The 25,421-nt window shown below is 50.0% G+C and carries 20 protein-coding genes; 11 read left to right on the forward strand and 9 right to left on the reverse strand.

Annotated features, from left to right (window positions below):
* Window positions 1-111: 111 nt before the first annotated feature.
* From ftsY to rpoH, 4 genes are all read left to right on the forward strand, one after another.
* Entirely contained in the window at window positions 112-1,275 is a 1,164-nt protein-coding gene (ftsY, locus tag ACY2RQ_RS08225) for a signal recognition particle-docking protein FtsY (protein WP_490112482.1), read from the forward strand.
* Window positions 1,276-1,304: 29 nt separating this feature from the next.
* A complete protein-coding gene (gene ftsE / locus ACY2RQ_RS08230; protein WP_490112483.1) occupies window positions 1,305-1,970 on the forward strand; it encodes a cell division ATP-binding protein FtsE in 666 nt (221 codons plus the stop codon).
* Window positions 1,967-3,046 carry a permease-like cell division protein FtsX gene (gene ftsX / locus ACY2RQ_RS08235; RefSeq protein ID WP_490112484.1) on the forward strand — a complete coding sequence of 360 codons (1,080 nt, stop codon included), beginning with the start codon at window positions 1,967-1,969 and terminating at the stop codon, window positions 3,044-3,046. The genes ftsE and ftsX overlap by 4 nt, the downstream gene beginning before the upstream one ends.
* 365 nt (window positions 3,047-3,411) lie before the next feature.
* A complete protein-coding gene (gene rpoH / locus ACY2RQ_RS08240) occupies window positions 3,412-4,269 on the forward strand; it encodes an RNA polymerase sigma factor RpoH (protein ID WP_490112485.1) in 858 nt (285 codons plus the stop codon).
* An 88-nt stretch (window positions 4,270-4,357) separates the two neighbouring features.
* On the opposite strand, the gene ACY2RQ_RS08245 is transcribed toward rpoH, so the two are convergent.
* The 7 genes from ACY2RQ_RS08245 to rep form a co-directional block, all read right to left on the reverse strand.
* Window positions 4,358-4,762: a type IV pilin protein gene (locus tag ACY2RQ_RS08245; RefSeq protein ID WP_490112486.1), complete on the reverse strand. Its 405-nt coding sequence runs from the start codon at window positions 4,760-4,762 to the stop codon at window positions 4,358-4,360.
* Between the two features lie 60 nt (window positions 4,763-4,822).
* Window positions 4,823-9,538: a pilus assembly protein gene (locus ACY2RQ_RS08250; RefSeq protein ID WP_490112487.1), complete on the reverse strand. Its 4,716-nt coding sequence runs from the start codon at window positions 9,536-9,538 to the stop codon at window positions 4,823-4,825.
* Between the two features lie 21 nt (window positions 9,539-9,559).
* The gene (locus tag ACY2RQ_RS08255; RefSeq protein ID WP_490112488.1) at window positions 9,560-10,018 is read right to left on the reverse strand and encodes a pilus assembly PilX family protein; all 459 of its coding nucleotides are present in this window, start codon (window positions 10,016-10,018) and stop codon (window positions 9,560-9,562) included.
* On the reverse strand, window positions 10,015-10,941 hold the full coding sequence (locus ACY2RQ_RS08260; protein ID WP_490112489.1) for a PilW family protein: 927 nt from the start codon (window positions 10,939-10,941) through the stop codon (window positions 10,015-10,017). Before ACY2RQ_RS08260 ends, ACY2RQ_RS08255 begins: the two co-directional genes overlap by 4 nt.
* Complete coding sequence (locus tag ACY2RQ_RS08265; protein WP_490112490.1) at window positions 10,938-11,372, reverse strand: type IV pilus modification PilV family protein; 435 nt, start codon at window positions 11,370-11,372, stop codon at window positions 10,938-10,940. The genes ACY2RQ_RS08260 and ACY2RQ_RS08265 overlap by 4 nt, the downstream gene beginning before the upstream one ends.
* Window positions 11,369-11,878, reverse strand: coding sequence for a GspH/FimT family pseudopilin (locus tag ACY2RQ_RS08270; RefSeq protein ID WP_490112491.1), 510 nt, complete (start codon window positions 11,876-11,878; stop codon window positions 11,369-11,371). The genes ACY2RQ_RS08265 and ACY2RQ_RS08270 overlap by 4 nt, the downstream gene beginning before the upstream one ends.
* Window positions 11,879-12,017: 139 nt before the next feature.
* Window positions 12,018-14,024: a DNA helicase Rep gene (rep, locus tag ACY2RQ_RS08275; protein ID WP_490112492.1), complete on the reverse strand. Its 2,007-nt coding sequence runs from the start codon at window positions 14,022-14,024 to the stop codon at window positions 12,018-12,020.
* Between the two features lie 307 nt (window positions 14,025-14,331).
* Between rep and ACY2RQ_RS08280 the strand changes: the two genes are divergently transcribed.
* Window positions 14,332-15,720: an MFS transporter gene (locus ACY2RQ_RS08280; protein ID WP_490112493.1), complete on the forward strand. Its 1,389-nt coding sequence runs from the start codon at window positions 14,332-14,334 to the stop codon at window positions 15,718-15,720.
* Window positions 15,721-15,732: 12 nt separating this feature from the next.
* On the opposite strand, the gene ppx is transcribed toward ACY2RQ_RS08280, so the two are convergent.
* Window positions 15,733-17,253 carry an exopolyphosphatase gene (gene ppx / locus ACY2RQ_RS08285; protein ID WP_490112494.1) on the reverse strand — a complete coding sequence of 507 codons (1,521 nt, stop codon included), beginning with the start codon at window positions 17,251-17,253 and terminating at the stop codon, window positions 15,733-15,735.
* A 204-nt stretch (window positions 17,254-17,457) separates the two neighbouring features.
* Between ppx and trxA the strand changes: the two genes are divergently transcribed.
* Both trxA and rho read left to right on the forward strand, forming a co-directional pair.
* Window positions 17,458-17,781, forward strand: a complete 324-nt coding sequence (gene trxA, locus ACY2RQ_RS08290) for a thioredoxin TrxA (RefSeq protein WP_490112495.1) — start codon at window positions 17,458-17,460, stop codon at window positions 17,779-17,781.
* Between the two features lie 538 nt (window positions 17,782-18,319).
* Window positions 18,320-19,579 (forward strand): transcription termination factor Rho, encoded by a 1,260-nt coding sequence (gene rho, locus ACY2RQ_RS08295; protein WP_490112496.1) that lies wholly within the window; start codon window positions 18,320-18,322, stop codon window positions 19,577-19,579.
* Window positions 19,580-19,664: 85 nt separating this feature from the next.
* Here the strand turns inward: rho and ACY2RQ_RS08300 are convergent, their stop codons facing one another.
* On the reverse strand, window positions 19,665-20,465 hold the full coding sequence (locus ACY2RQ_RS08300) for a class I SAM-dependent methyltransferase (RefSeq protein ID WP_490112497.1): 801 nt from the start codon (window positions 20,463-20,465) through the stop codon (window positions 19,665-19,667).
* A gap of 114 nt (window positions 20,466-20,579) precedes the next feature.
* Between ACY2RQ_RS08300 and ubiD the strand changes: the two genes are divergently transcribed.
* The 4 genes from ubiD to ACY2RQ_RS08320 all read left to right on the forward strand — a co-directional run bounded on the left by ubiD (window position 20,580) and on the right by ACY2RQ_RS08320 (window position 25,321).
* Window positions 20,580-22,046: a 4-hydroxy-3-polyprenylbenzoate decarboxylase gene (gene ubiD, locus ACY2RQ_RS08305; RefSeq protein ID WP_490112498.1), complete on the forward strand. Its 1,467-nt coding sequence runs from the start codon at window positions 20,580-20,582 to the stop codon at window positions 22,044-22,046.
* A gap of 179 nt (window positions 22,047-22,225) precedes the next feature.
* Window positions 22,226-22,939 carry a hypothetical protein gene (locus ACY2RQ_RS08310; RefSeq protein ID WP_490112499.1) on the forward strand — a complete coding sequence of 238 codons (714 nt, stop codon included), beginning with the start codon at window positions 22,226-22,228 and terminating at the stop codon, window positions 22,937-22,939.
* A 105-nt stretch (window positions 22,940-23,044) separates the two neighbouring features.
* Window positions 23,045-24,340, forward strand: a complete 1,296-nt coding sequence (locus tag ACY2RQ_RS08315; RefSeq protein ID WP_490112500.1) for a CinA family nicotinamide mononucleotide deamidase-related protein — start codon at window positions 23,045-23,047, stop codon at window positions 24,338-24,340.
* A 147-nt stretch (window positions 24,341-24,487) separates the two neighbouring features.
* Window positions 24,488-25,321 (forward strand): hypothetical protein, encoded by an 834-nt coding sequence (locus tag ACY2RQ_RS08320; protein WP_490112501.1) that lies wholly within the window; start codon window positions 24,488-24,490, stop codon window positions 25,319-25,321.
* Window positions 25,322-25,421: the final 100 nt, after the last annotated feature.

The following is a 25,421-nucleotide window of genomic DNA, read 5'->3' on the forward strand; positions in this document are numbered from 1 at the left end:
TAAGACTCACTGCCCGCCGGTTGTTGAAGGTGTTAATATTGTCTGCGATTTCAACCCGATTTTAATTCGCTGCCCTGAATGGGTAGCGGAATGCCGGAAATAGACGAAACGATGTTTGATTCGAAAAAAGATGAGAAATCGGCGGGTGGAAAACGCCGCTTCTGGCCATTCGGTCATAAATCTGATGGAAAAAAAATTCAGACTGAAAAATCTGTCGCTGTTGAGCAGGCCCCTGAAGCCGCAGAAGAACCGGTACAACTAAAAACTGAAACTGTTTCTGAAGCAGCGCCTGTTCAGGAAGCCCAGCCCGCTGCTGAAGTTGTTGCGCCGCAGCCTGCCTCTGATAAGAGTGGTTTCTTTGCCCGGATGAAATCCGGCCTTTCCAAAACCAGGGCCTCCCTGGTTGATGGCGTAACCACGCTGTTCATCGGTAAGAAAGAGATTGATGATGAACTGCTGGAGGACCTGGAAACCCAACTGCTGGTTTCTGACGTAGGTATTGAAGCGACCCGTCGCATTATTGATGGCCTGACCCAGCGAGCGGCTTATAAAGAGCTGGATGATGCTGACGCCCTTATCAAAGCTCTGAAAGATGAGCTGGGCAATATTCTCAAGCCGGCGGACAAGCCGATGGTGATTGATACCAGTAAAAAGCCCTTTGTGATTCTGGTTGTGGGCGTGAATGGCGTGGGTAAAACCACCACCATTGGTAAGATGGCCCGCCAGTTCCAGATGGAAGGTAGAAAGGTGATGCTGGCGGCCGGTGATACCTTCCGTGCTGCGGCGGTTGAACAGTTGCAGGTATGGGGTGAGCGTAACGAAATTCCCGTGGTGGCCCAGCATACCGGCGCAGACAGCGCTTCCGTTCTTTACGATGCCTTTGAAGCGGCGAAAGCGCGGAATATGGATGTGCTGATCGCTGATACTGCAGGTCGCCTTCATAACAAAGACAACCTGATGGAAGAGCTGAAAAAGGTGAAGCGGGTTCTGGGCAAGATTGACCCGGACGCACCCCACGAAGTGCTGCTGGTGGTAGATGCGGGTACCGGTCAGAACGCCCTGAACCAGGCCAAATTGTTTGATGAGACCGTTGGCCTCACCGGTATGGCTCTGACCAAGCTGGATGGTACGGCAAAAGGGGGGGTGACCTTTGCCCTGTCTCAACAGATGCAGCTGCCCATTCGCTTCCTGGGGGTGGGGGAGCAGATTCAGGATTTGCGTCCGTTCAAGGCCGGGGAGTTTGTTGACGCCCTGTTCGCGGATATTGACGTGTAATAGCGTGATTTTCAGGCAGGGAATCGCTGGTGATTGTCTTTGAAAGTGTTAGCAAACGTTTTCCTAACGGACATATCGGGCTTGACAGTATCAGCTGTCAGCTTGAACGGGGAGAGATGGCCTTTCTTACCGGCCACTCCGGAGCTGGTAAAAGCACCCTGCTGAAACTGATCATGCTGATGGAGCGCCCTTCCAGCGGATATATTCGCGTGGGGGGGCACAGTCTGGCGCGTTTACGTCGGGCCCAGATACCCGCCCTTCGCCGCAATATCGGTGTTGTTTTCCAGGATCACCAGCTGCTGTTTGACCGGACTGTGTTCGATAATGTTGCCATTGCTCTGTTGGTGGCCGGATTTAATCCAGTGGATATTGGCAAAAGGGTAAGGGCAGTGCTGGATATGGTCGGCCTGCTGGATAAGGAAAAACTCAATCCCCTTGCCCTTTCCGGCGGTGAACGACAGCGTGTGGGCATTGCCCGGGCTATGGTTAACCGACCGGCGGTTCTGTTGGCGGACGAACCTACCGGTAATCTGGACCCGGATCTGTCCGCCGACATTATGCAGCGTTTCCACCAGTTCCATCAGGCGGGCACGACCGTTCTGATTGCTACCCACGACCTGGATCTTGTACACAGAATGGGACACAGGGTTATAACCCTTGAACGAGGACGCCTGATCAGTGAGGTGGCCCCATGAGCCAGAACAGAGTAAAGCCTGAACGCAAGGCGGCGGTCACAACCTGGCGCAAAACCCAGCCGGTGTCGGATGAGGGCAAGTCGCAGCCTGCAGGAAAGAAGCGGGTTGCGGGAAAGACAAGAAAAAAACGACAGTCTGTCGGTAAGGTTTCAACATCCACTGCCGGCCAGTGGAGAAATCTCTGGGCACTCCACAAACACATGGCCAGGGAAGCGTTTTCCCGTATCGGGATGACTCCGATAGCCAGCCTGATGACTATCTTCGTGCTGGGCATTGCTCTCTCTTTACCTGCTGCTCTTTCCATGACCCTGAGCAACTTTCAGCAGGCCCTTGGAAATACCACCCACACGGTACGTCTCGCGCTCTATCTGGACAGCAATGTCAGTGATGCCAAAGCAGCCAGCATTCGCAGAGAACTGGCCAGGGATAAAGCTGTCAGAGAGGTGATTTATATTTCTCCAGCCCAGGGCTTGAATGAGTTTCAGCAGACCTCCGGCCTTGGCAAAGCCCTGAGTGCTCTGGATAACAATCCTCTGCCAGGGGTGCTGGAAGTTGAGCCTGTTGACACGTCACCTCTGAGTGTCAGTAACCTGAAGAACCGCCTGTTACGCATTGGCGGCGTGGATGATATCCGGGTGGATGATGAATGGTTGAAGCGCCTGAGCGTCCTGCTTGAGTTGGGTAACCGGATTCAGCTGGGGCTGTCTGTACTGATTGTGGCCACGGTGCTGCTGGCGGTGGGCAATACCATTCGCCTGCTGGTGATTAACCGGAAGGATGAGATCCGGGTTATCAAGCTGGTTGGTGGCTCCGATGGTTATGTGATTCTGCCCTTCCTTTACAGTGGTTTCTGGTATGGTCTGGCGGGCGGTCTTCTGGCCTGGCTGTTGGTTGTAGTACTCTGGTTGCTGTTTTCAGGGCCGGCTGAGGAGCTTGCTGTTCTTTACCAGAGCTCTTTCCGCCCGGGTTTTCCTGATCTGGGTCTTTCGCTTACATTGATTGTCGGTGGCGCGGTCATGGGCATTGCCGGTGCCCTGCTGGCCAGCTGGCGTCAGCTGCGGGATATTGATCCCTGAACACCTGATGAACAGGGCTGGCAGCCTTCCATTGTCAGGGGGGGCGACACCAGCGTTATCTTATCTTTCTTCCTGCCCGGCCCTGTCCCACAGTGGGAAACTCAGAGGCGTTTTCGCTGTCGATAGATCTGATGATACTGGGGGTTTTATTACCCGGCTGTATTCCGGTGGTCAAAATTCCCCGGTCAGGCTTTAATTACCTGGCCTGAGAACCTCCATTTAAGGAGTGTCCAGAGTCACGGATAATGATTTTCTGCTCCGGGATATGACTGAACGTAATAAACTGTAATAAGAACGTTTTCCTGTATAATAAACAGGAAAAAGAGTGCTAAAGTAGACAAATATTTAAATCTCGGAGTGCTTTAATGGGTACCAGCCTGCGACCGGTTGATATGCTGACCCCAGGACAGAATCTTGAGTCCTACATCCATGCTGTCAGCAGCATAGCAGTGTTGTCTGTTGAACAGGAGCGCGAGCTGGCCGGTCGTCTTTACTACGACAATGACCTTGATGCGGCCCGACAGCTGGTTATGTCGCACCTGCGTTTCGTTATTCATATTGCTAAAAGTTACGCTGGCTATGGCCTGCCCCAGGCAGACCTGATTCAGGAAGGTAATGTCGGTCTTATGAAAGCCGTAAAGCGTTTTAACCCGGAAATGGGCGTACGGCTGGTGTCTTTTGCTGTGCACTGGGTTAAAGCCGAGATGCATGAATTTATTCTGCGTAACTGGCGGATCGTGAAAGTTGCGACCACCAAAGCCCAGCGCAAACTGTTCTTTAATCTGCGCTCCAGCAAAAAACGCCTGGCCTGGCTGAACAGCGCAGAGACTGAAGCTGTTGCCAGGGACCTGGGCGTCGAATCCGCAGTTGTGCAGGAAATGGAAAGCCGTATGGCTGGTCAGGATACCGCTTTTGATGGTTATGCCGACGACGATGACGATACGGGTTATCAGGCACCGGCCCACTACCTGGAAGACCGCGCGGCCGATCCGTCCACCATGGTGGAGAACTCCGACTGGAACTCTGACTCCACTCAACGCCTGCAAAATGCCCTGGCGGGACTGGACGACCGTAGTCGTGATATTCTCCAGAGCCGCTGGCTGGATGATGGAAATAAAGCCACCCTCCATGAACTGGCTGCCCGTTATGGGGTATCTGCGGAGCGTATTCGGCAGCTGGAAAAGAATGCGTTGAAGAAGCTTAAGGGTGTGCTGGTGGCCTGATGAGGGCTGTCTCATTTCGATAAAAAGGCTGCCTGTTAAGGCAGCCTTTTTGTTTATGAGAATTTTTTACTTGTAGTGATTCGTGTCTTTAGCGGCAGCTGAATGTGTTGTTTCCCCCAACAGTGCCTGCGCCTGCCTGGGTAAGGGTGAGTACGGGAAAATTTCTGCCGGGTACGGGGGTTGCCGTTAACAAATATGTGGTAACAGTTTGATTGCTGATGGCTATGTTGTAATTAGGGCTGCCATCGACAGGGCTTTGATCAGGGAAATCAGTACCGCTGTCTGCGTTTAAATAAGTGCGGTTCTCTGCTCGAAAGCGCTCAAGGGCTGCAGCCGAAGCCAGAAGTGTCCCCCGGGCATCTTCACAGGCATTGCGTTCGATATATTGCGTATAAGATGGGAAGGCTATCGCGGCCAGTATACCAATAATCGCTACAACCACCATTAATTCGATCAGGGTGAATCCTGCTGTATTTATTATCTTGGTGTTCATAAACATATATCTGTTGAGACACCAGACCACACCTGAACAGGCATAGTCTGGCGAAAGTGATTATTCATCTATCCAGCCGGTAGTCTCTATAGCAAGGTCGTTGCCAGTCTTTACAAATTTTGTTCCCACACCCTCAACAGGTACCAGGCCCACACTGCCCCCTGATCCGGCAAGATCACCTTTATTGACAACAATCAGGCGAGTAGAGGACACAATGCCTGTATTTTTGATGATTGTACTTCGCTTGCTATCCGGAGCTGAACCATCATTGGCGCTGACGCGGTAATACCGGTTAACACCAACAATTGCCTTGCAGCTGTTAGCATTGGTCGTTGGTTCATAGGTCGCCCAGCTGAAATAACCATTGATAAGTGAAATATCGGACAGCGCCTTTTCACCGTCTTTGGTTAGACGGATATACCATCCTCCATGCTGTTTCGGTGGCAATGCATTTCCGTTAGAGTCAGTTTTCGCAGTGCCGTCGGAATTTGTTGGAATCAGGCTGAGGGCTCGTTGAGCCGCTGCTTTTTCTGCATCTGTACCCGTTTGTACTTTGTTATCCGTTGCATCATAAAGATCACTTTCTGTGAGGGTCCTGGCGGACGCTGGATTATCAAAGGTGTAGGCAGATTTCAGAATATAGACCCGATCATCAATGGTTTTATCCAGAGGATGAGCCCTGTATCCAGAACCTACGGCAATGGAAAAGAGAACTCTGTTACCTGCCCTGGTAAGCCCTGTAACAGGTTTCATATAAAAACGACGGTTATTGTTAATAGCGTTACCACTCAAGTTGGCAACGACACCTTGTGCCTGTGTCTGTGACTGGTTGCCACCAAAAGCTTCTACAACAGGTGATGAGCTGGCTTTACTGGCTTTTTGATTAATAAACAGCCTCCAGATCTGTCCGCCCATATCAGCAAAAATGATCTGATCTCCAAGACCATCAAAATTAAGGTCAATAACAGTCATATCACCAGGAATGCTGTACTTCATTTTGCTCAGCTGCAGATTGGCAGAGGAGGAATTGGTTGCTTTCCACAGCAGGTTTCCTGTCTCTGCATCAACGATAAAGACAGCGTTGCCAATGGTGTCATCATTTTTAGGAGTGCCACTTATATCGTTGGCAGGGTCATAACCACCTCCAAAAACAAGAACCCGTTTTATCTGTCCATTGATAAGGATCTTTGTACGGGCTGGTTTAGACCAGGTTTGTCCAAGCGCCTGCATGCCGGGGGAAGATGAATTCATTTTCCACTTCAGCTTTGGCTGGCTCCTGTCAGTTATATCGAGGGCGTAGTAACTGTTACCTCCGCGCCTCAAGCCAAAGTAGAGGTAAACAAAATCACCGTCACTGGGTTCTATTGCGCCGTTTTTGTTGTGGTCATAGCGCCAGACAACGGGTGTACCATCTATGCCATAAGGCTTGATTATTCCACCTCCAGTCTGTGGATTGTCGCGATAGCTGGCAAGGTTTCTCAGTAACTCTTCCGGGATATAAGAGAATATCTCACGGCCTGTATAGCTGTTGATGGCATGAAGAAAGCCCTGATTAGTACCAAAATACAAAGTAGCGTCTTCTGATGTATTGACAGCACAGCCTTCCGCTTTATTGGACGGATTTTTATAGGTTCTGCATCCGTAGCTGACCAAAGCGGGTTGAGAGTGCAGAGGGTCACCGATCTGCTGTCTGGCCTGACCGTTACTGGTGTTTTTCCCACGAGCCCATTCCAGAATCGTGTCCCTTCTCTGGTTGTTCATGGTAGCGGAACCCAGAATGGCTTTAGTGATGCGGCTGTTGTTTTTATCAACATTATTGCCTGTCAGACTGGAACCATGACTGAGACCTATATCTGTATAAATCAGACGGTTATCAGGGTCTGGCAGCTGTGAAGCGGCTCCCCCCAGGTCTGTTCTGTTGCCGTCCGGACTTGATGACCAGAAGCTTGTTGTGCTTTGAAGAAAACCGCCTGTTTCAGGATCTACCGCTTTTGCGTTGTTCTTATCTGCAAGAAAGAATACATCTGTTTCTTTTCCGGCTATGGTTTGCTTCTCGGTATCAAGCTGATACTTCTTGAGATTGCCGGTCCAGTTAACAGTTTTTTCAGGGGTAAACAGAGCGTAATAGAGCTCATTATTATGCTGATAGCTTTTGTACTGGTTGACAGAAAGACTGGGGCTGACAAAGGAGGCTTCTGTCGCCAGGATTTCCTGAAGAATGCTGCCGAATGCACGGGTAAGCGAGGAGGCATCCGTAGCGGCGTAGTAGCGGGTTCTACCCTGTTCATCCAGGGGGCTGGCTATATTCTGCAAAAAGCCCCGTGCCCTGCTGTTAGCCGCAAAGCCAATAGTATGGGTGGTAATGGTGTTGTCGCCATCCAGGGGCTGCACCATATCGTTTGTACGCATCCAGTCGGTCAGGGCTTTACTGCACTGTTGATCATCGTTAAGAATGTTGTTGTCGTTGCTGATATACCGGCACGGTTGTCCTGTCAGACTGCGAACAGAGCTGGCGATACTCTGATTGAAGCCATTGGGTTCGCCATCAGAAAGAAGAACAATATGGTTGCTCTGACATGCATTGGTTACCGGGGTATTTCCTCCGGAAAAGTAGCTTTGGGCGCGAAGGAGAGAACTCACAACCGGCGTGTAGCCCCCGGGCTGAAGCTCATTGACGTAACTTTTCAGACGGTCACGAACCTTTGCGCTTGTAACGCTTGTATCTACATCCCGATCCGTCAGCTTCATAACAAGTCTTGGGGCCAGGGTTGGAGAACCGTCCCAGGAGAAGACCGGGCGCTGGGGGCCAGAAGATATAGCTTCAAGCATAAGGGTGAGATGGTTACCTGCTGCCCAATTTGGCCGTCTGGTGATTTCTTCAAGAATATCGCTGATATCAGGTGTTCTGTAGGAGCTGTTTTGACTCCAGGCACCGTTGATACGCCATGTTTCAGAGGTGCTGGTCTTCGATCTGGAATTTATGGATGAACGGTGCTGATTAAAGGCCGGTGAAGTGTCTATATCCTCACCATAAATACGAACAGTGTTTGTTCCGTTGCTGGGTCTTTTGGCACTGAATTCTATATAGGCTTCTGCAATGCTGGCGTTCTTTTTGACCGGAAAGTTTATAAATCTCAGGCCGGTCACTCCCTTGGAAAGATCCAGTTCCTGATAGGAGAGGCTGGTAGAATTACCGAAAGTCTGGGCATCGTTATCCTGATGGGTAATCGGATATTTAATGGTTTTCTGCCGGCAGCCAGGAGTACCTGATGTCGTATATTCTATCGCCAGTTCTGGTGGAGGATTGGGGGAGTCTTCACTGACTATATCTCTGCTTCCGGACGTGCCGGACTCAGGTTTCAGAATAAAGGCTACGGCATTGCCGCCACACCAGTCACTTCTTCCTACAACTTCCTGAAGGCTGCTGGTGACATTTGTTTCGTAGCGGTTCCAGTCGCCGGTACTGTTGGTTCTCTCCCAGGGGGTAAGATTCCAGCGAGTCTGTGCGGTTGTGGTTGTACGATTACTGATATTACGGTTAGTCGTGCTGAAGGGGGCAGCATTGCCTGTATCTTCTGCTTTGACAATAAGGGTCGGTGTTGAGGAGGCATTGGTTGCAGGTGTCAGCCTCAAAGTCGCTTTGGTTATGCTTGCTCCCTGTGGGACATCAATATTGGTAAAACGAATGCCTGCGTTGTGACTGGTTGAGCCAGCACCTGATGAAGGAATACTGTAACGAACCCAAAGTCGTGGAGCTCTGGCTGGCTGGTTATCGTAGTAGGTTTCCAGATTCGTGCTGTTAGTGGTGCCAGGGTTGAACAGGAAAGTAATGCTCGTGATATCTGTATTGCGATTGTTGTTAACAACACCTTGAATAACATTTTTAATATCAGGCGTTCGGAACCAGTTGGTATTACCCAGACGCTGGGCTCCCAGGCGCCAGGACACACGACTCGCGGGGGCTATCTGAGGGCGGCTGCTGATATTACGAGCCTGCCTTTGAAGGGGATGGCCAAGTCGTGTATCTGCGCTGATGGTGACTGTATTGGTTGAACCTTGCCAGCGGGTGGGGCGAAATGCCTGAATCTCCAAGCGTGCTTCCAGGATAGTGGCGCTGGACGGAATGCGAAAACCTTCAAAGTAGTATGCATTATGATTGTTGGGATAGAGCTGGAGGTATCCAGGTTGGCTGGTGCTTCCCCCGGGCTGTTCCGTAAGAAAGTTGTTGCCGTTAATAGGAAGTTGCAGGGCATCAATAGACCCTTGTGCGATAACACCAACTTTTACTGAGCCTCTGGCAGTATTTACCTGACCGGTATTGATGTTCTCGTCGGCGTCACTCACTCCTACCTGCGGATTAACAACTTCAACAGGTATTTGGCCAATAGGATTATTGATGGGCTGAACAGCATGGTATATACCACCACTATCTCTATAACGATTATTTTGATGAAAGCGTGCTAATCCAGCATTGATGTTAAGATTTTGTGTGCTGTTCATGAGATCCGTGAAGGATGCACGCAGAACCTCCATGCGGGTTTTGTTAGCTCTGTTCGGGTCATTAAGGCAGGCTGAGTCACGGGAATCGCAGATGGGCCAGTACATGGAACCGGAATTATCCAGAATGAACAGAACATTTGGCGCTATCGCCTGCCCTGTGGACTGACCGCCAAAGAAAATTTCAGTGTCATCGGCAAAGGCGGCATTAAACGTGCCGAGTCCCATAAATGTGGAAAACAATAAGCAGATCAGTCTGCCATAATTTTTATTTTTCATGGTGTTCTTCTCTGATTCTGTTTAATCATCCGGGTTAAGCGTTCTGTATTGATAGTGCAGCGTATAAGAGCGGGTTGGGCCGTTAAGGTCCGGCAATGCAGGGTTTGAACTTGAAGGAAAGCCAACTGTCACATGCACGGCTCTGCATACAAATTTTGGACTCTGATCTCCAATAGCGTTGCCTACACTGCTGCATAATCTGTTGTTAAAATATTCAAGCTGGTTTTCTGTATTCTGATTAACAGGCTGCAGTTGGGGAGTGGCTTCAGGGTTGATGTTCAGTCTGGTAAGGGCCGTTTCCAGAAGATTATTGGCTTCGGTATAAAAAAGGCTGAACTCCTGAGCAGTCCGAACCTGTTTGTTTTGCAGAGTAGTGTTGAACAGACCGGATAATCCGATAGACGTCACGACTAAAAGCATAACCAGGGCAATGATGAGAACAGCCCCGTTCTGGCTGTGTTTCATGGGGCTGTATTTCATGGTGCTTCTGATACCTTGTTTCTTGCCAGAACCCGGGATGAAAAGACACCGCTTTCAACCTGGCCACCGGCAGGGGCACCGTCAGTATCGTTACGCAGCTCATCCAGAAAGTTCATGGTTATTGTGTAAAGGAAAAGGAACCTGTCACTCAATGCTCCTTGGTTGAATTTGTTTTGTTCTATGGTGAACCCGTTATTTTCCAGGTCGGAAACCAAGGCTTTATCTCTAAGATCATTAATGCTGTCTCCGGGCGCTTGATCCATAACCAGGGATTGAATCTGCGGGGTATAAGAAATTTCGGTTTCCCGGTATGTATATAATGCAGTACCAGGCCTTAGAGCTCCTGTTGCTTCATTGGTGAATTTTTCATTCACAGGGTTATCCAGGGTGAAGGCTCTGTCGCCCTGATTGATTTGAGGTGGGTCTATAAATGTTTTGGAAGTACAATTGGCCAGAACCAGTCGGTTTTCGTTTGTATCGGCTCGGGCACTGAATGTTAATTCGGGAGGAGAAGCAGGCGACAGGGAAATTGTTTTTCTGTCAGCTGATATGGTGAACTCGGTTCCTACCGCAAACAAAGGCTGAATACTGGCGGTGCGGATGGTTGTCCCTGTTACTCGCACGCCTTCGCTTAAAAAATCCAGTCTATCACGCCATGGCTGGGGCAAGCTTTGCGGAACTTTGGAAGCATAGTTGCAGCCGGTATAACCTCCGCGCTGGATGGCATCGCGCATCATGTCCATGGAAACCCGCGCGGAGTCCTGCAGGTTCGATTGTTGAGTCACTGTCTGCTGGGTCTGCAGGGAGTCTGCAGCATAACGGGTGATACCCAGTACCAGCAGAGAGCTGAGAACCAGCGCGACCATCAGCTCAATAAGCGACAAGCCTTTAATCCCGCTTCTGGGGATAGGGAGCACTCTCATATCCTTACCTCGCGGCTGAGTATTCTTGAATTAACAGCACCATTATTAAATGAACCGATTTCATCCCATGTCACCTGAAATCGATATACGTTCATCTGGTTTTCGACAATAGGAGCAGGGGGGCACCCGAGCATTTGTAAACGGGCTGTAGGGTCGATAAGTGGAAGCTGGGCGTTGAACGGTGCCAGCGCGTTGGGGGTGCAGATGGCTCTGCCCTGGTCTGAGCGGTCTGTCAGAATGGTTTCTTCTATGCTGTCCAGCAGCATAAGGGCAAAGGTGGCCTGTTCGGTATTAATGTTGTTTCTGACCGATTGGCTCTGGAGGGAGAGCATGCCAAGAATGCCGACCGCCAGAATCAGCATAGAGATCAGTATCTCTATAAAAGAGAATCCCCTGGCCTTGCGGGCGGGGATATAGTGTGTGTTTTTCATTCAGCTCTAGAGATGAGTCCTGCAGCACTCAATCGCAATCGAGTCGCTTGATTATTATCTCCATCCCTGACCGTAATGATGCTGAGTCCTGCGACACCATTCTCCTGAAAATCTATTCTGTTCAGTTGCCGTTCGGGGCCGCCGGGAGGCTGCTCGGCAACGATATTAATATTTTCTGCAGCTGGAATTGTCTGCAGAATGTCCCCTGTATTGATGTCAATTACTATAAAGCCGTTGCCTTGACCGTTATTTGTCTGACAGGCCGTCTGGCTGGTATTTGCGCGACATACGGCAATATTGTGGCTACGTTGTATCGCTTCTGAGCGGGCATATCGAATAATACCACTAAGGCGATTGCTTTCAGACGCGATAGTGTTGCGCAGGGTGAAGTTATTAAAAGCAGGGGCAGCAACAGCGGTAAAAATGGCAATGATGGAAATAATGACCATCAGCTCTACAAGAGTGAATCCTCGTACAGATTTTTTTGTTGTGGTATGAATATGCATAGTACTGCCGTCTTTTTCTTAATTCACTGATGCATGTACGACGACAGTACCATAGACGGTATTTGTGAAACAAAAAAGATGTGCACTGTGATGGAGCGCACACTGTGTGTTTTTAGTGCAATTTGGCAGAATTACAACATTACAACTCCAGACCTTTCAAAATGTCATCAAGCGCTTCCTGTCCTCGAGCGGCTTTCTGTTCAGGAGTAGAACGCTGATCCCAGCCTTCATAAACCAGATCTTCCTGGGGCAGCTCATCAAGAAAACGGCTGGGTGTTGTGTCCAGATTTTCTCCGTATTGACGACGGGTGGCTGCCAGGGTCAGAACCAGTCTCTGGCGGGCGCGGGTAATGCCAACGTAAGTCAATCGTCGTTCTTCTTCAATATTGTCTTCTTCAATGCTGGTACGGTGGGGTAGAAGTTCTTCTTCCATGCCCACCATAAATACATGGGGATATTCCAGGCCCTTGGAAGCGTGCAGAGTCAGCAGCTGGACCTTGTTGATATCCTCTTCTTCCTCCTGGCGATCCATTATATCCCTGAGAATCAGGCGGGTGATGGCATCTTCCAGGGTGGCATCTTCATTGCCTCGCTCCAGGGTTTGCTGGATAGAGTTCACCAGAAAGTGGATATTGCCCATTCTCTTTTCAGCAACAACATCACTGCTGGTGTTCTGGTAAATCCAGCTTTCGTAATCGCTTTCTGTAACCAGCATGTTTATGGCTTTCATTGGTTCTGACTCACCAATGCGGGAAAGGTTGTCCATCCAGGTGGTAAAGCGGCGGAGTTTTTCTACGTAGCGTTTGTCGAGGGTTTCTTCCAGCCCGAGTTCATGACAGGCCTCGTACAGGCTGATATGCCGTGAGTTGGCGTAGGTGCCCAGTTTTTCCAGGGTGGTGGCGCCAATCTCACGACGAGGGACGTTAATAATACGCAGGAAAGCGTTGTCATCATCCGGGTTTACCAGCAGTCGCAGATAAGCCATCGTGTCCTTGATTTCTGCGCGGGAGAAGAATGAAGTTCCACCATTAATATGATAGGGAATCTGGTGTTCCTGAAGCTTCATCTCTAGCAGACGGGACTGGAAATTACCCCGGTAGAGAACGGCATAATCCTTCCAGGAGGTATCGTGCTTCAAACGGTGAGCAAGAATTTCTGTCGCTACCCGTTCTGCTTCACTGTCTTCGTTGCGGCAGCGAATCACGCGGATTTCATCCCCCATGCCCAGCTCACTCCACAGGCGTTTTTCAAACACATGGGGGTTGTTGGCAATCAGTACGTTGGCGGATTTAAGGATACGGCCGGTTGAACGGTAATTCTGTTCAAGTTTCACCAGCTTCAGGGCGGGGAAGTCCTTGCTGAGCAGGTCAAGGTTCTCAGGGCGAGCGCCACGCCAGGCGTAGATGGACTGGTCATCATCTCCCACCACGGTAAACATGGAGCGGGTACCCACAAGCTGACGAACCAGAAGATACTGGCTGGAGTTGGTGTCCTGATACTCATCAACCAGCATATAGTGGATTTTATCCTGCCAGCGTTTGAGTACGTCCGGATGCTCTCGGAACATCTGCACGGGAAGCAGAATCAGATCATCAAAATCAACGGCGTTAAAGGCTTTAAGGGTACGGGTGTAATTCACATACACACGGGCCGCCAGCATTTCCTCTTCGTTGCGAACCCTGTCCAGAGCATGCTGGGGAAGAATCAGGTCATTCTTCCAGTTGGAAATCATGTGCTGAACAACATCAACACTGTCTTCGCCATCGCTGAGTTGCTTGTGCATCAGCTCGGCAATAAGCGAGCGGGCATCCTGCTGGTCAAAGATGGAAAAGCCCGGTTTGAAGCCCAGGGTTTTGTACTCTTTGCGAATAATATTCATGCCCAGGTTGTGGAATGTGGACACGGTCAATCCACGGGCGGCGGTGCCCTGAACCAGTTTGCCAACCCGTTCTTTCATTTCCCGGGCGGCTTTGTTGGTAAAGGTTACAGCAACAATGTTGCGTCCTTTCAGGCCACACTCCCGAATCAGGTAGGCGATTTTCTGAGTGATAACGCTGGTTTTGCCACTGCCCGCGCCAGCCAGAACCAATAAGGGGCCAGAGACATATTTGACAGCTTCTTCCTGGCGCTTGTTAAGTCTGGCCACAAGTTAGATTCTCCAAACGTAAAAAATGGGGAAGATGAAAACCTGATATTGTAACGGCTGGAACTGCTCTCAGGAATTGAGGCAAAAGGAAATTTTGTCAGGGTTTTTCTGGAAATACGACAGGTTTCTAGTCCGGATGTCTATAGCGGCGGGTAAAGCTGAGTCCCGGATTGGGCGTTATTTTGATTCTTCTTGCTTTGAAGAACCCGATAATTGTTTGTTTGATATTTATGCAGGTTCGGTTGTTTCTGCTAGGTTTCGTGCACCTCTTTGGCTGATGTGACATCTGGCTACTTGTCTGCGAATCATGAATTTCACAAAACTTATTCACGGGCCTGTGGGTTATAACTGCATACAGACTCAGCGTTATACGCGCTTACGTCTGCAGGTTCTGTTCGGTATTTTTCTCTGCTATTCCGCTTACTATCTGGTGAGAAAAAACTTTGTTCTTGTTCTTCCAGACCTTGTTGCTGAAGGGTTCACCAAGAAAGAGCTGGGTATGGTGATGGCCGCCATGGCAGTTACTTATGGCATAAGCAATTTTGTTATGGGATTTGTTGCGGACCGTTTAAGTATCCGCTGGTTGATGCCCGCATGTCTGGTGGTTTCCGCTGGTATCTCCCTCGCCCTGGCTGGGTGTATGTTTTCTGCCTGCTCGCTGCCGCTTATTGTTTTTCTTATGTCGTGTAATGGCTGGGTTCAGGGAGTGGGCTGGCCATCAAGCGCCAAGGTTCTGGCACACTGGTTTCAAAAGGAGGAGCGGGGCAGGGCAACGAGTTTCTGGAATCTGTCCAATAATTTCGGCGCTGGCTTGCTGGGTCCCTTGGCTCTGTTAGCACTGGGCTTGTTCGCTTTCTGGCAAAGCAAACTGGTTTTACCTGCGATTATTGCCCTGCTGATTGCTTTGCTTAGTCTGTTCTGGCTCAGGGATAAGCCCGAGGACTGCGCCCTTCCCGCCCTTATTGAAGGGGAAAGTGAGGAGAAGCTTCAACAGGACAGTCATAAGGAACCGGATCGTGAGAACCGGTCCTTTAGGGACTTCTGCCAGTGCTGCCTGAAAATGCCGGAGCTGTGGTTGCTGTCACTGCTAAATGTATGCATTTATTTTATTCGTTATGGTGTGATTGACTGGGTTCCCCTGTATATAACGGAAGCGCGTTACTTTGGTTTTGAGGTGGCGAGCTGGGCTTTTATGGTGTTTGAATTTGCGGCTATTCCCGGCACGTTATTGTGCGGCTTTTTATCGGACCATATGTTTCGAGGGCGACGGGTTCCCGTAAACCTGTTTAATATGTCACTGGTTCTACTGGCGCTGATTGGTTACTGGCAGTGTGATGGGGAGCACTGGCTGATACCTGTGTCCATGCTGGCCATTATCGGTTTCCTTATTTATGGCTGCGTTGCGCTGGCCCATGTCCATATGATTGATATTGCTCCCAGGCGCTACGTGGCGGCGTGTGTGGGCTTTTGTGGTTTGTTTGGGTATTTACTGGGAGCGTCAGGGGCAAGTCTGCTGCTGGGGTCAGTTATAGATACCTGGGGCTGGGATGGAGGGTTCCAGTTGATTACGGCATCCGGGGTGGTTGGTTTGATGCTGCTGCTGGTGCTCTGGTATCTGGATAACAATCGCCTGGGTCCGGAAACTGAGCCTGTCGATGTTACCATTGAAGGTTCAGTTTCCGATACGCCGGCCTGAGACGATAAACCGTCAGGCAACCTGCAGGGTATAACCCGCCCGGGAGAGGTATTCCACTTCCTGCTCAAAATTGGCATTGGTCAGAGGGTTTTTCTCAAGCCAGCCTTCGGGGAACTGGAGGAACAGTGTGGTACCTGATACCTGGAACTGGTAATCCGCCAGTTTATCGGAACGCTGGTGGTTCAACAGGATGGCAAGCCTGAGTAATATCATCAGCTTCAGCAGTCGCAGGCACTCAGTCCTTGGCAGTTGAAACAGGGATTGCAGGGGTAGAGAGCGCCTGTGTCCCCGTACCAGCATGGCCAGGTGTTGCTGCTGTCGTTTGGTATAACCGAGCAAATCGGCGTTACGCAGGATATAAGCCCCATGGCGATGGAACTGGGTATGGGATATATCCATGCCAACCTCATGCACTTTCGCCGCGCTTTGTACCAGTTGGCAGTCTTCAGAGCTGAGCTTCCAGCTGCTTTTAGCGGGCTTCAGAAGCAGCTTCAGGTGTTTACTTACCCGGGACGCCTGCTCAATATCCGCGTGGTAGCGCTTCTGAATGGCCTTGAGTGTCCGGTTACGGACATCTTCATGGTTGTTGCGCCCAATCATGTCGTACAGCAAACCTTCCCGCAGGGCACCCTCAGAGAAGGTCATGTGCTTGATTTTTAAACTGTCGAACAGGGCATGCAGAATGGCCAGTCCGGCGGGGAATATATTGACCCGTTCCGGTTTGAGCCCCTGGAAACTTATACGATTGATATGGCGGAAGCGAAGCAGCTCTTTTTTGAGTTGTTGCAGGTCATCACGGGTAATGCCGTCTTTTCCCCGTTCCGCGAGAATGGTGTAAACAGATTTTATTGAGCCTGAAGAGCCAATGGCGTCCTGCCAGCCATGGTTTTTGTACTCATGTTCAATGTTGAGCAGTTCGAGCCGGGCGGCGTAATAGGCTTCGTCAAACTGCTGGGCCGTAACCTGTCCATCGCTGAAGTATTTGGTGGTCCAGCTCACGCAGCCCATGTGGAGGCTTTCCAGAAGCCGGGGTTCAAAACGTTCGCCAATAATAAATTCTGTACTGCCGCCACCTATATCTACAACCAGGCGGCTTTCATTATCGTCGGACTGGGTATGAGCAACCCCCAGATAGATAAGACGGGCCTCTTCTCGACCGGCGATAATATCCACCGGATGGCCAAGGATTGCTTCGGCCCGTTGGGTGAATTCCTGACTGTTCTGGGCTTTGCGAAGGGCGTTAGTTCCTACTGCCCGGACGCGTTTTCGCGGCATATCGGCGCAGAATTGAGCCATTTTGCTCAGGCAGGCGAGGCCGCGTTCCATGGCTTCTTCGGTCAGGTTGTTATCGCTGTCCAGCCCTGCTGCCAGCTGTACTTTTTCACCAATACGCTCAACCGGGCGCAGTTCCCCGTGGTCTTCACGGGCAACAATCAGGTGAAAACTGTTGGAACCCAGATCAATACCCGCAATCAGGGGGGATTCATCGACCTGGGTGCTACTGGAATCAGAACTGGTGCTGAGTCGGCTCATGGCCACTGTCTGTCCTCGCAGGTTCGGGTTGTTAAGCATACCAGAGCTGTATCCACTGAAGGAATGTAAGCAGAGGCAGCGCGAAAAGAATATAACGGCATTAGCGGGCAGTGGGAATTTCAGGGTTTATCCCTATATTTACCCAATGCTATGATTGCCTACCAATCCAAATAGCCCTGATTAGTCATAAGAGGATCAACATCCATGAGCGAGATTGTCAAAGTCACGGATGCCAGCTTCGAGAACGAAGTGCTGCAGTCGGACTCTCCGGTCCTGGTTGATTACTGGGCAGAATGGTGTGGCCCCTGCAAAATGATCGCGCCTGTGCTCGATGAAATCGCCAAAGACTACGCTGACCGCCTGAAAGTCTGCAAGCTGAACATTGATGAAAACGAAGCCACTGCGCCCAAGTACAGCGTACGCGGTATTCCTACCCTGATGCTGTTCAAGAACGGTAATGTAGAAGCAACCAAAGTGGGTGCTTTGTCCAAGTCCCAACTGACAGCCTTCCTGGACAGCAACCTTTGAGTTGACTGGAGTCTGCATCTGCCAGCGGTCTTGCCGCTGGCAGATGCAGAATCATTTATTTCTTGCATTTCCATTATCTTCCGTACTATTTTGTGAGCACTGAGTGCTGGACGCTTCAGACGGACGGTGATAGATTTACAACAAACCGCCTCAACCACCGATAGCCGCCAAGGTCGCCAGAGAAGTTCCTGAAAGTAGAGCACTGTAAATGAATTGATAGCTATATGAATGGTTTTATAGTAATTATTTACAGGAATCGTTTACTGAGAAAGCTTGGGCAGTGAGCTGCAGGTAGTCAGTTTGCGAACAGGAAGCTCATGAATAGAAAAGCTTTCGAATAACTTCCGGAGAGAGAGTTTCGATTCAGGCATCGGGCACACAATTTTGGAAATTGCCTTACATCGTAAGATCCATAGTTTTCGTGCAGCGGTTAAATATACAGGCTAGTATCAATCCAAGTCATAAAAAGAATTCAAGCCTGAAGTTAGTTCCCAGCATCCACAAGTTTCCTTTCAGAAAGTAACCCACACGGTCAGTTATGCATCTTACCGAGCTTAAAAAAAAGAGCGTTCCAGAACTCCTGAAAATTGCAGAAGAAATAGGGCTTGATAACCTTGCCCGCTCCCGTAAACAGGACGTGATTTTTACCATTCTCAAGCGCCACGCCCGCAGTGGTGAAGATATTTACGGGGATGGGGTTCTGGAGATTCTTCAGGATGGATTCGGTTTTCTCCGCTCTGCCGACAGCTCTTACCTGGCCGGCCCCGATGATATTTATGTTTCTCCCAGCCAGATTCGCCGATTCAATCTCCGAACTGGCGACAGTATTTCTGGTAAAATCCGGCCCCCGAAAGAAGGTGAACGCTATTTTGCCCTGTTGAAAGTGAATGAAATCAACTTTGAACAGCCTGAAAACGCCCGCAATAAAATCCTCTTTGAAAACCTGACTCCTCTGTTCCCCCAGCGTCGTTTGATAATGGAAATGGGGAATGGGTCAACGGAAGACCTGACCGGTCGAATCATTGATCTGGTTGCGCCTATTGGTAACGGTCAGCGTGGCCTTATTGTTTCTCCGCCCAAGGCTGGTAAAACCCTGATGCTGCAAAATATTGCAGCCAATATCTCCAAGAATAATCCTGAATGTCACCTGATTGTTCTGTTGATTGACGAGCGTCCGGAAGAAGTAACAGAAATGTCCCGCTCCGTACGCGGCGAGGTTGTGGCTTCTACCTTTGACGAACCTCCTTCACGCCATGTACAGGTCGCGGAAATGGTGCTGGAAAAAGCCAAGCGCCTGGTTGAGCATAAGAAAGATGTTGTGGTGCTGCTTGACTCCATTACCCGTCTGGCCCGTGCCTACAACACCGTTATTCCTTCCTCCGGTAAAGTACTGACTGGTGGTGTTGATGCCCATGCTCTGGAGCGTCCCAAGCGTTTCTTCGGTGCGGCCCGTAACATTGAAGAAGGCGGCAGCCTGACCATTCTGGCAACGGCTCTGGTAGATACCGGTTCTAAGATGGACGAAGTTATCTACGAAGAATTCAAGGGTACCGGCAACATGGAACTGCACCTTGACCGTCGTATTGCTGAGAAGCGTGTCTTCCCGGCCATGAACATCAATAAATCCGGCACCCGTCGTGAAGATCTGCTGACTACAGAAGAAGAACTGCAGCGTATGTGGATTCTGCGGAAGCTTCTGCATCCGATGGATGAAATTGCCGCGGTAGAATTCCTGCTTGATCGTATGAAGCACACCAAGACCAATAATGAATTCTTCCAGTCAATGAAGCGTAAGTAATTCCAAAGCCTGATTAATTGGAAAACCATTAATGGTTTATTAAAAAGCCTCTGCGGGCAGAGGCTTTTTAACATTTGAATGGGCGTTACCCGGATGTTTTTTTGACGACCAGACGAACCTGATCGTTGTCGCCATGATCCCAAAGGGGGTAGTAGGGAGCATCTCCTCCTTGAAGCAATTCAATGGAGAAACCCTCACGCTCAAATGCGTCAGCCAGTTGATTCTTGTTATAAAAGTTGAATAACGGGAAAGGCAGCATATTGCGGTAAAAATACAAAGCCTCATCAATATCGCTTTCTGAATATTTATATAAATGAAGGCTTTCTCCAAACAGGCTAAAAATGTCTGGAGCTGGGTTTAAACATTCCGGTGATTTTTGCCTTTTATCCTGTTGTTTTTGTGAATAGTCCAGACATTCAAGAACTTTCAGTTCTTCATTGGCACAGGTAATAACGGCTTCCCCACCCGGTTTCAGAATCCTGTAAAACTCTCGAATTGTGGTGATGGCCTCATCGTGGTTAAGAAAGTGCATAACTTCCGAGCAAAGAATGCCGGAAAAGCTGGCATCACTGAAAGGCACATCGTTGGGTAACTTAAGATAGTGAAAGCTGAGGTTGTCGTGATGGTTATGCTCCTGTTCCAGGTTACGTATCGTCTCCTGTGACATTTCTCCCGCATATACCTTGGTGCCGGCTTCCACGGCTTTTATGGAGTTGTTGCAATTGCCACAGCCAATATCGAGCAGAGGAAGTTGGTTATCCCAGTTGCTGATCCAGCGATTAACCAGCACGTTAGTTCCTTTGAACGATACGCCAGCCTGGTGAGGCGTAGGTGTTGAAGATTCATTCAGGAGAAAATCTGTCATGCTCATTACTGTCATACTCATAAAAAATGCCCTGAGGGTTTACTGCTGTTTGGGCGAAGGAGTATAGGCAGCCATTCTTCGCACTTACGGGTTTTACAGATATGATATGCGCCGTCAGATAATAAAGGTCAGTCAATGAAATACCGGGACCTGCGGGATTTTATCGACCAGCTGGAAAAGCTGGGCGAGCTGAAGCGGATAAAGCAGGAAGTTGATCCCTACCTCGAAATTACAGAAATCAGCGATCGCACATTGAGGCAGGGTGGCCCGGCGTTGCTGTTTGAGAACCCGAAAGGTTCCGATATTCCCCTGCTGGCCAACCTGTTCGGTACCCCATACCGGGTGGCGCTGGGTATGGGACAGGATAATACCGATGCCCTGCGGGATGTGGGTAAACTGATGGCCTATCTCAAGGAGCCTGACCCGCCCAAGGGTTTTAAGGACGCTCTGGAAAAGCTGCCCATCTTCAAGCAGGTGCTGAATATGGGGCCAAAAGTTGTCCGCAAGGCGGCCTGCCAGGATGTTGTGCTGGAAGGTGAGGATGTGGATATCACTAAACTCCCCATACAGCATTGTTGGCCCGGTGATGTTGCGCCTTTGGTCACCTGGCCTCTGGTCATAACCCGTGGTCCGTTAAAAGAGCGCCAGAACCTGGGTATCTATCGCCAGCAGTTGCTGGGGCCGAATAAACTGATTATGCGCTGGCTCTCCCACCGTGGTGGAGCACTGGATCTGCGGGACTGGCAGGAGCGTAACCCCGGAAAACCTTTTCCTGTTGCCGTGGCCCTTGGCGCTGATCCGGCCACGATTCTGGGTGCGGTTACACCGGTACCAGACAGTCTTTCAGAGTATGCATTTGCCGGCCTGCTCCGTGGCTCAAAGACCGAGCTGGTGAAATGCAAAACCAATGACCTGCAGGTTCCCGCCAGTGCAGAGATTGTGCTGGAAGGTTATATCTACCCCGATGATTTTGCGGAAGAAGGCCCTTATGGAGATCATACCGGTTACTACAATGAGGTGGAGACTTTCCCTGTATTCACCATTGAATGCATGACTTACCGGCAGAATCCAATTTATCACAGCACCTACACCGGACGCCCTCCCGATGAACCGGCCATGCTGGGAGTTGCATTGAATGAAGTGTTTGTCCCCATTCTCCAGAAGCAGTTCCCGGAGATTGTAGATTTTTATCTGCCGCCGGAAGGCTGTTCCTATCGTATGGCGGTGGTCACCATGCGCAAAGAGTATCCGGGACATGCCAAACGGGTGATGCTGGGTGTCTGGTCGTTCCTGCGACAGTTTATGTACACCAAGTTCGTGATTGTCTGTGACGATGATGTGAATGCCCGGGACTGGAACGATGTGATCTGGGCAATAACTACACGTATGGACCCCAAGCGTGATACCACGTTTATTGAGAATACCCCTATCGATTATCTCGACTTTGCTTCGCCCGAAGCGGGGCTGGGTTCCAAGGTGGGTTTTGATGCCACCAATAAGTGGCCAGGGGAAACTAAACGGGAGTGGGGAACCGCTATCTCCATGACCGATGAGGTGAAAAAACGGGTGGATGATATCTGGGAAAAACTGGACATCCTATAGAATAGAAGCCCTGTCCTGACTGTTTTTGTTAAACCGCTTTTGTTCAGTTGCTTTTGTGAAGTTGCTTTTACTAAGTTGCTTTTACTAAGTTGCTTTTGTTAAGAAAGTGTCAGCCCTTGTAAAGGCTGGCACTTATTGCACATACTCTTATAAGACTATAAAGAATTAAGAGTACTGCTGTGCAGAAAAAGGTTCGAGTCTCTCGACTCAGTAAAATTTCCGGAGATGTTTACCAGATTATTATGCAGTCCGCAGATAATGCGGCTCTGCAGTGGGCTGCCGGGCAATATCTGGAAATTGTTATGCCGGAAGGTTCTCCCTGCGCTTACTCCATAGCTTCTGCTCCTGTTGATGGTGGGAAGGCCCTGGAGCTCCATATCCAGTGTGTTCCCGGTCACCAGAGAGCCAGACAGGTGATTGACCATCTGAAAAGTGCTTCGGTTATCACGATTAATATACCCAAAGGTGAGTGTCATATTGGCAACTGTCCCGACACGCCCCTGGTTTTTATTGCCGCCGGAACCGGATTTTCCCAGATGAAAGGTATGATTGAAGCGACTTTTTTAACAGGCCATCCACATCCGGTTCACTTTTACTGGGGCGTACGTCACCCCAGCGGATTTTATATGCCCAGCCTGCCGGTGTACTGGGCCAGTGAAAAAGGTGTACATTATCATCCGGTGGTCAGTGATCCGGATGCCGAGAGTGACTGGCATGGCCGACATGGACTGCTTTATAAAGCAGTTCTGGACGACAAAGACTCTTTTCCCGGAGCACACTTCTATATCAGCGGCTCTCCCGATATGGTGTATGCGACACTGGACGAATTAAAGGCCGCAGGCTTCCCTGAAGAACATATTCATTCGGATGTTTTCTCTTATTGTCCCCGGTAGTTCTCTCTGATTAAAAAGAGTATGGATTCAAAACCGTTTTAATGCCGTAAAATGGTATGGCACTTCTCCGTAGATGTGGGTAAAGCAGGGTACTGACGACAGATTATGAGTGATACCAGGAATAAGCCTGCAGTGGCTCTGCTGATGACCGGCAGTGAGCTGATGAGCGGTGATACCATAGACAGTAACTCTGCGTTTATTGCCCAGGCTTTGCTGGATATTGGCCTGGAGGTGAGGGAAAAAGTCACGGTGGGGGATGACCGTGCTCTGCTGTCCGGCTCTGTAAAAAACCTAACGGAAAGCCATGATGTCGTAATTATGAATGGTGGCCTCGGGCCAACCCAGGATGACCTGACCGCAGAGGTCCTGGCGGATGTTGCTGGCTGTGAATTAACCGTAAATGCAGAGGCCGAAACCCATATTCGTGCATGGTGTGCCAACAGGGGAATTGGAGTTAACCAGGCAAACCTCAAGCAGGCTCTTTTACCGGACATCTGTTCTATATATCCCGATGCGCCGGGAAGCGCGCCGGCATTCTTTATGTCTGTAAACGAGTGTCTTGTAATCGCTACCCCTGGCGTTCCTTCTGAAATGCGCAGGATTGTACGAAGGGATATTCTTCCCACACTGCAGGAGCGTTTTCCTGTGCCTTCCGGTTCTCCATGGGAGAGACACCAGCTGTTCGGGGTTGGGGAATCCCGGCTGCAGCAGTTTCTGATGGAAGACCTGGCTGGTATTAATGAAGTCCTGGAAATTGGCTTTCGGGCCGGCATGCCAACGGTTGAACTGAAGTTTAAAACCCGTTCAGGGCAGAAAGATGAAGATGTCCAGCTCTGGCGCAGAAAATTAATGGATATTATCTGCGAGCGCAGGGTTGGCTCCGGTGGCGCGACGGTTGCCCAGGGGCTGATTGAAACACTGAAAGAAAAAGGCAAAACCTTCAGCTGCGCGGAGTCCTGCACCGGTGGCCTGATTGCCAGCGAAATGACCAAAGTGTCCGGTTCTTCAGCAGTGTTCCCTGGGGGGATTGTCAGCTATTCCAACAGCCTTAAACATTCGGTTCTTGGTGTTCCTGAGGAGACCCTGGAAGAATACGGTGCTGTCAGTCAGCAAACGGCAGAGGCTATGTTCCATGGCGTGCTGAAAGTCACAGGCAGCGACTACGCTGTTGCTGTAACCGGTATTGCCGGCCCCGATGGTGGTACGCCGGAAAAGCCGGTAGGCACTGTCTGGATTGTCTGGGGAAGCAAAGAGCTGATGAACTCTGTATGCCTGCGTATCAATCTTGGACGAACCAGCTTCCAGACCATGGTGATGGCAGTTGCCCTGGATCTGGTACGCAGGCAGGCAGAGGGTTACAACATCCAGCCCGGTTACCTTAAGCGCTGGCAGGTGAACTGATACAGTTTTTCTCGACAACCAGTCTGAATGGCTCGGCCTTGAGCAAAGCAGGCACCGCAGAGGCTTGAGCTTTCAGATTAGACAACCGTTGATGTGCATTGACTACACTTGCAGTTCTATCCTTTACTGCTTGTTGGATGGTTTGTCATGCGTCTGTTTGTTGTAGTTGTTTGCATACTGGCTGCGTCCAGATCCTGGTCCGGCGAGGTTTTCATTGTCGTTGATTCGCCCATGAAAACCCGGCAGGGGGTTGTCCAGAGTTATGACCAGATCCGGGTTGTTGCAACGCCCTCTTCTCCCCTGCTTTTTCGTTCTCCGCCTTCCTGGCACCTCAAAGACACAGAGGCGGATACAGTATTCCGAGCGGTCAATACCAGAGCTGACGCCATGCCGGTCGCATACAATACGCAACTGCAGGAAGGGCAGAAATACCAGATTTATCTGAGAACATCAGAGGAAGGCGGCACCTGGTGGCATACAGACCCCTTTACATATGTACCCGGTTCGGGTCAGGACGTTATCTCGGTCACGGGCAGCAACTCTCCTGTTTTTTTGCATTTGAACGGTCAGGCCATGGGCGGTTTTTACGATGACAACGGCTGGGTTAGTTCCTATTTCACATGTGGCAGCATTGCTTTGGGTGTCGGTGGATATGGGTGCACGATTAGTCCCGGGTCCGGTGGCATTTTACAATATGGAGGTGTTGTAGAAGGGGGCGCGTCTCTAGGTGCTGCTGGTGGTTCTGGGGCTGTTGATCTGCAGCAGATATGCACACTGATGAAAAAAAACGACACAAAAACCAGGTTTTTCATTCATTACATTGGCCTCCTGTTCACCGAGTATGTACGTATCTTTTATAGTGTAGGTCCGATGAAAATTATTAAGGTGGCACATGCTCATCTGTGGGGGGCAACTCTCGGCATTGGGAACGTAGCGGGTAATTTTATCGCCCATACTGCCTGTAATACTCTTTCCCACTAGCTCTTTCCTACTAGCCCTTCCCATTAATGACAGGTAATTTTGCCTGTATCTGCAGAAAAACAATGTTGAACTGGCCTGCTGGCTCTGAGAGCTGGCAGGC

It is taken from the genome of Parendozoicomonas sp. 209JJ7-1 (assembly GCF_058147085.1).

What these genes read in the sequence shown, in the direction of transcription:
- ACY2RQ_RS08280 (WP_490112493.1), top strand. Translation starts at nt 14,332, where the DNA reads ATGAATTTCACAAAACTTATTCACGGGCCTGTGGGTTATAACTGCATA.
- ACY2RQ_RS08315 (WP_490112500.1), top strand. Translation starts at nt 23,045, where the DNA reads ATGAGTGATACCAGGAATAAGCCTGCAGTGGCTCTGCTGATGACCGGC.
- ACY2RQ_RS08260 (WP_490112489.1), bottom strand. Translation starts at nt 10,941, where the DNA reads ATGAGAGTGCTCCCTATCCCCAGAAGCGGGATTAAAGGCTTGTCGCTT.
- ubiD (WP_490112498.1), top strand. Translation starts at nt 20,580, where the DNA reads ATGAAATACCGGGACCTGCGGGATTTTATCGACCAGCTGGAAAAGCTG.
- ACY2RQ_RS08270 (WP_490112491.1), bottom strand. Translation starts at nt 11,878, where the DNA reads ATGCATATTCATACCACAACAAAAAAATCTGTACGAGGATTCACTCTT.
- ftsY (WP_490112482.1), top strand. Translation starts at nt 112, where the DNA reads ATGTTTGATTCGAAAAAAGATGAGAAATCGGCGGGTGGAAAACGCCGC.
- ACY2RQ_RS08245 (WP_490112486.1), bottom strand. Translation starts at nt 4,762, where the DNA reads ATGAACACCAAGATAATAAATACAGCAGGATTCACCCTGATCGAATTA.
- rpoH (WP_490112485.1), top strand. Translation starts at nt 3,412, where the DNA reads ATGGGTACCAGCCTGCGACCGGTTGATATGCTGACCCCAGGACAGAAT.
- ppx (WP_490112494.1), bottom strand. Translation starts at nt 17,253, where the DNA reads ATGAGCCGACTCAGCACCAGTTCTGATTCCAGTAGCACCCAGGTCGAT.
- ACY2RQ_RS08300 (WP_490112497.1), bottom strand. Translation starts at nt 20,465, where the DNA reads ATGAGTATGACAGTAATGAGCATGACAGATTTTCTCCTGAATGAATCT.
- ACY2RQ_RS08255 (WP_490112488.1), bottom strand. Translation starts at nt 10,018, where the DNA reads ATGAAATACAGCCCCATGAAACACAGCCAGAACGGGGCTGTTCTCATC.
- ACY2RQ_RS08250 (WP_490112487.1), bottom strand. Translation starts at nt 9,538, where the DNA reads ATGAAAAATAAAAATTATGGCAGACTGATCTGCTTATTGTTTTCCACA.
- rho (WP_490112496.1), top strand. Translation starts at nt 18,320, where the DNA reads ATGCATCTTACCGAGCTTAAAAAAAAGAGCGTTCCAGAACTCCTGAAA.
- trxA (WP_490112495.1), top strand. Translation starts at nt 17,458, where the DNA reads ATGAGCGAGATTGTCAAAGTCACGGATGCCAGCTTCGAGAACGAAGTG.
- ftsX (WP_490112484.1), top strand. Translation starts at nt 1,967, where the DNA reads ATGAGCCAGAACAGAGTAAAGCCTGAACGCAAGGCGGCGGTCACAACC.
- ACY2RQ_RS08320 (WP_490112501.1), top strand. Translation starts at nt 24,488, where the DNA reads ATGCGTCTGTTTGTTGTAGTTGTTTGCATACTGGCTGCGTCCAGATCC.
- ACY2RQ_RS08265 (WP_490112490.1), bottom strand. Translation starts at nt 11,372, where the DNA reads ATGAAAAACACACACTATATCCCCGCCCGCAAGGCCAGGGGATTCTCT.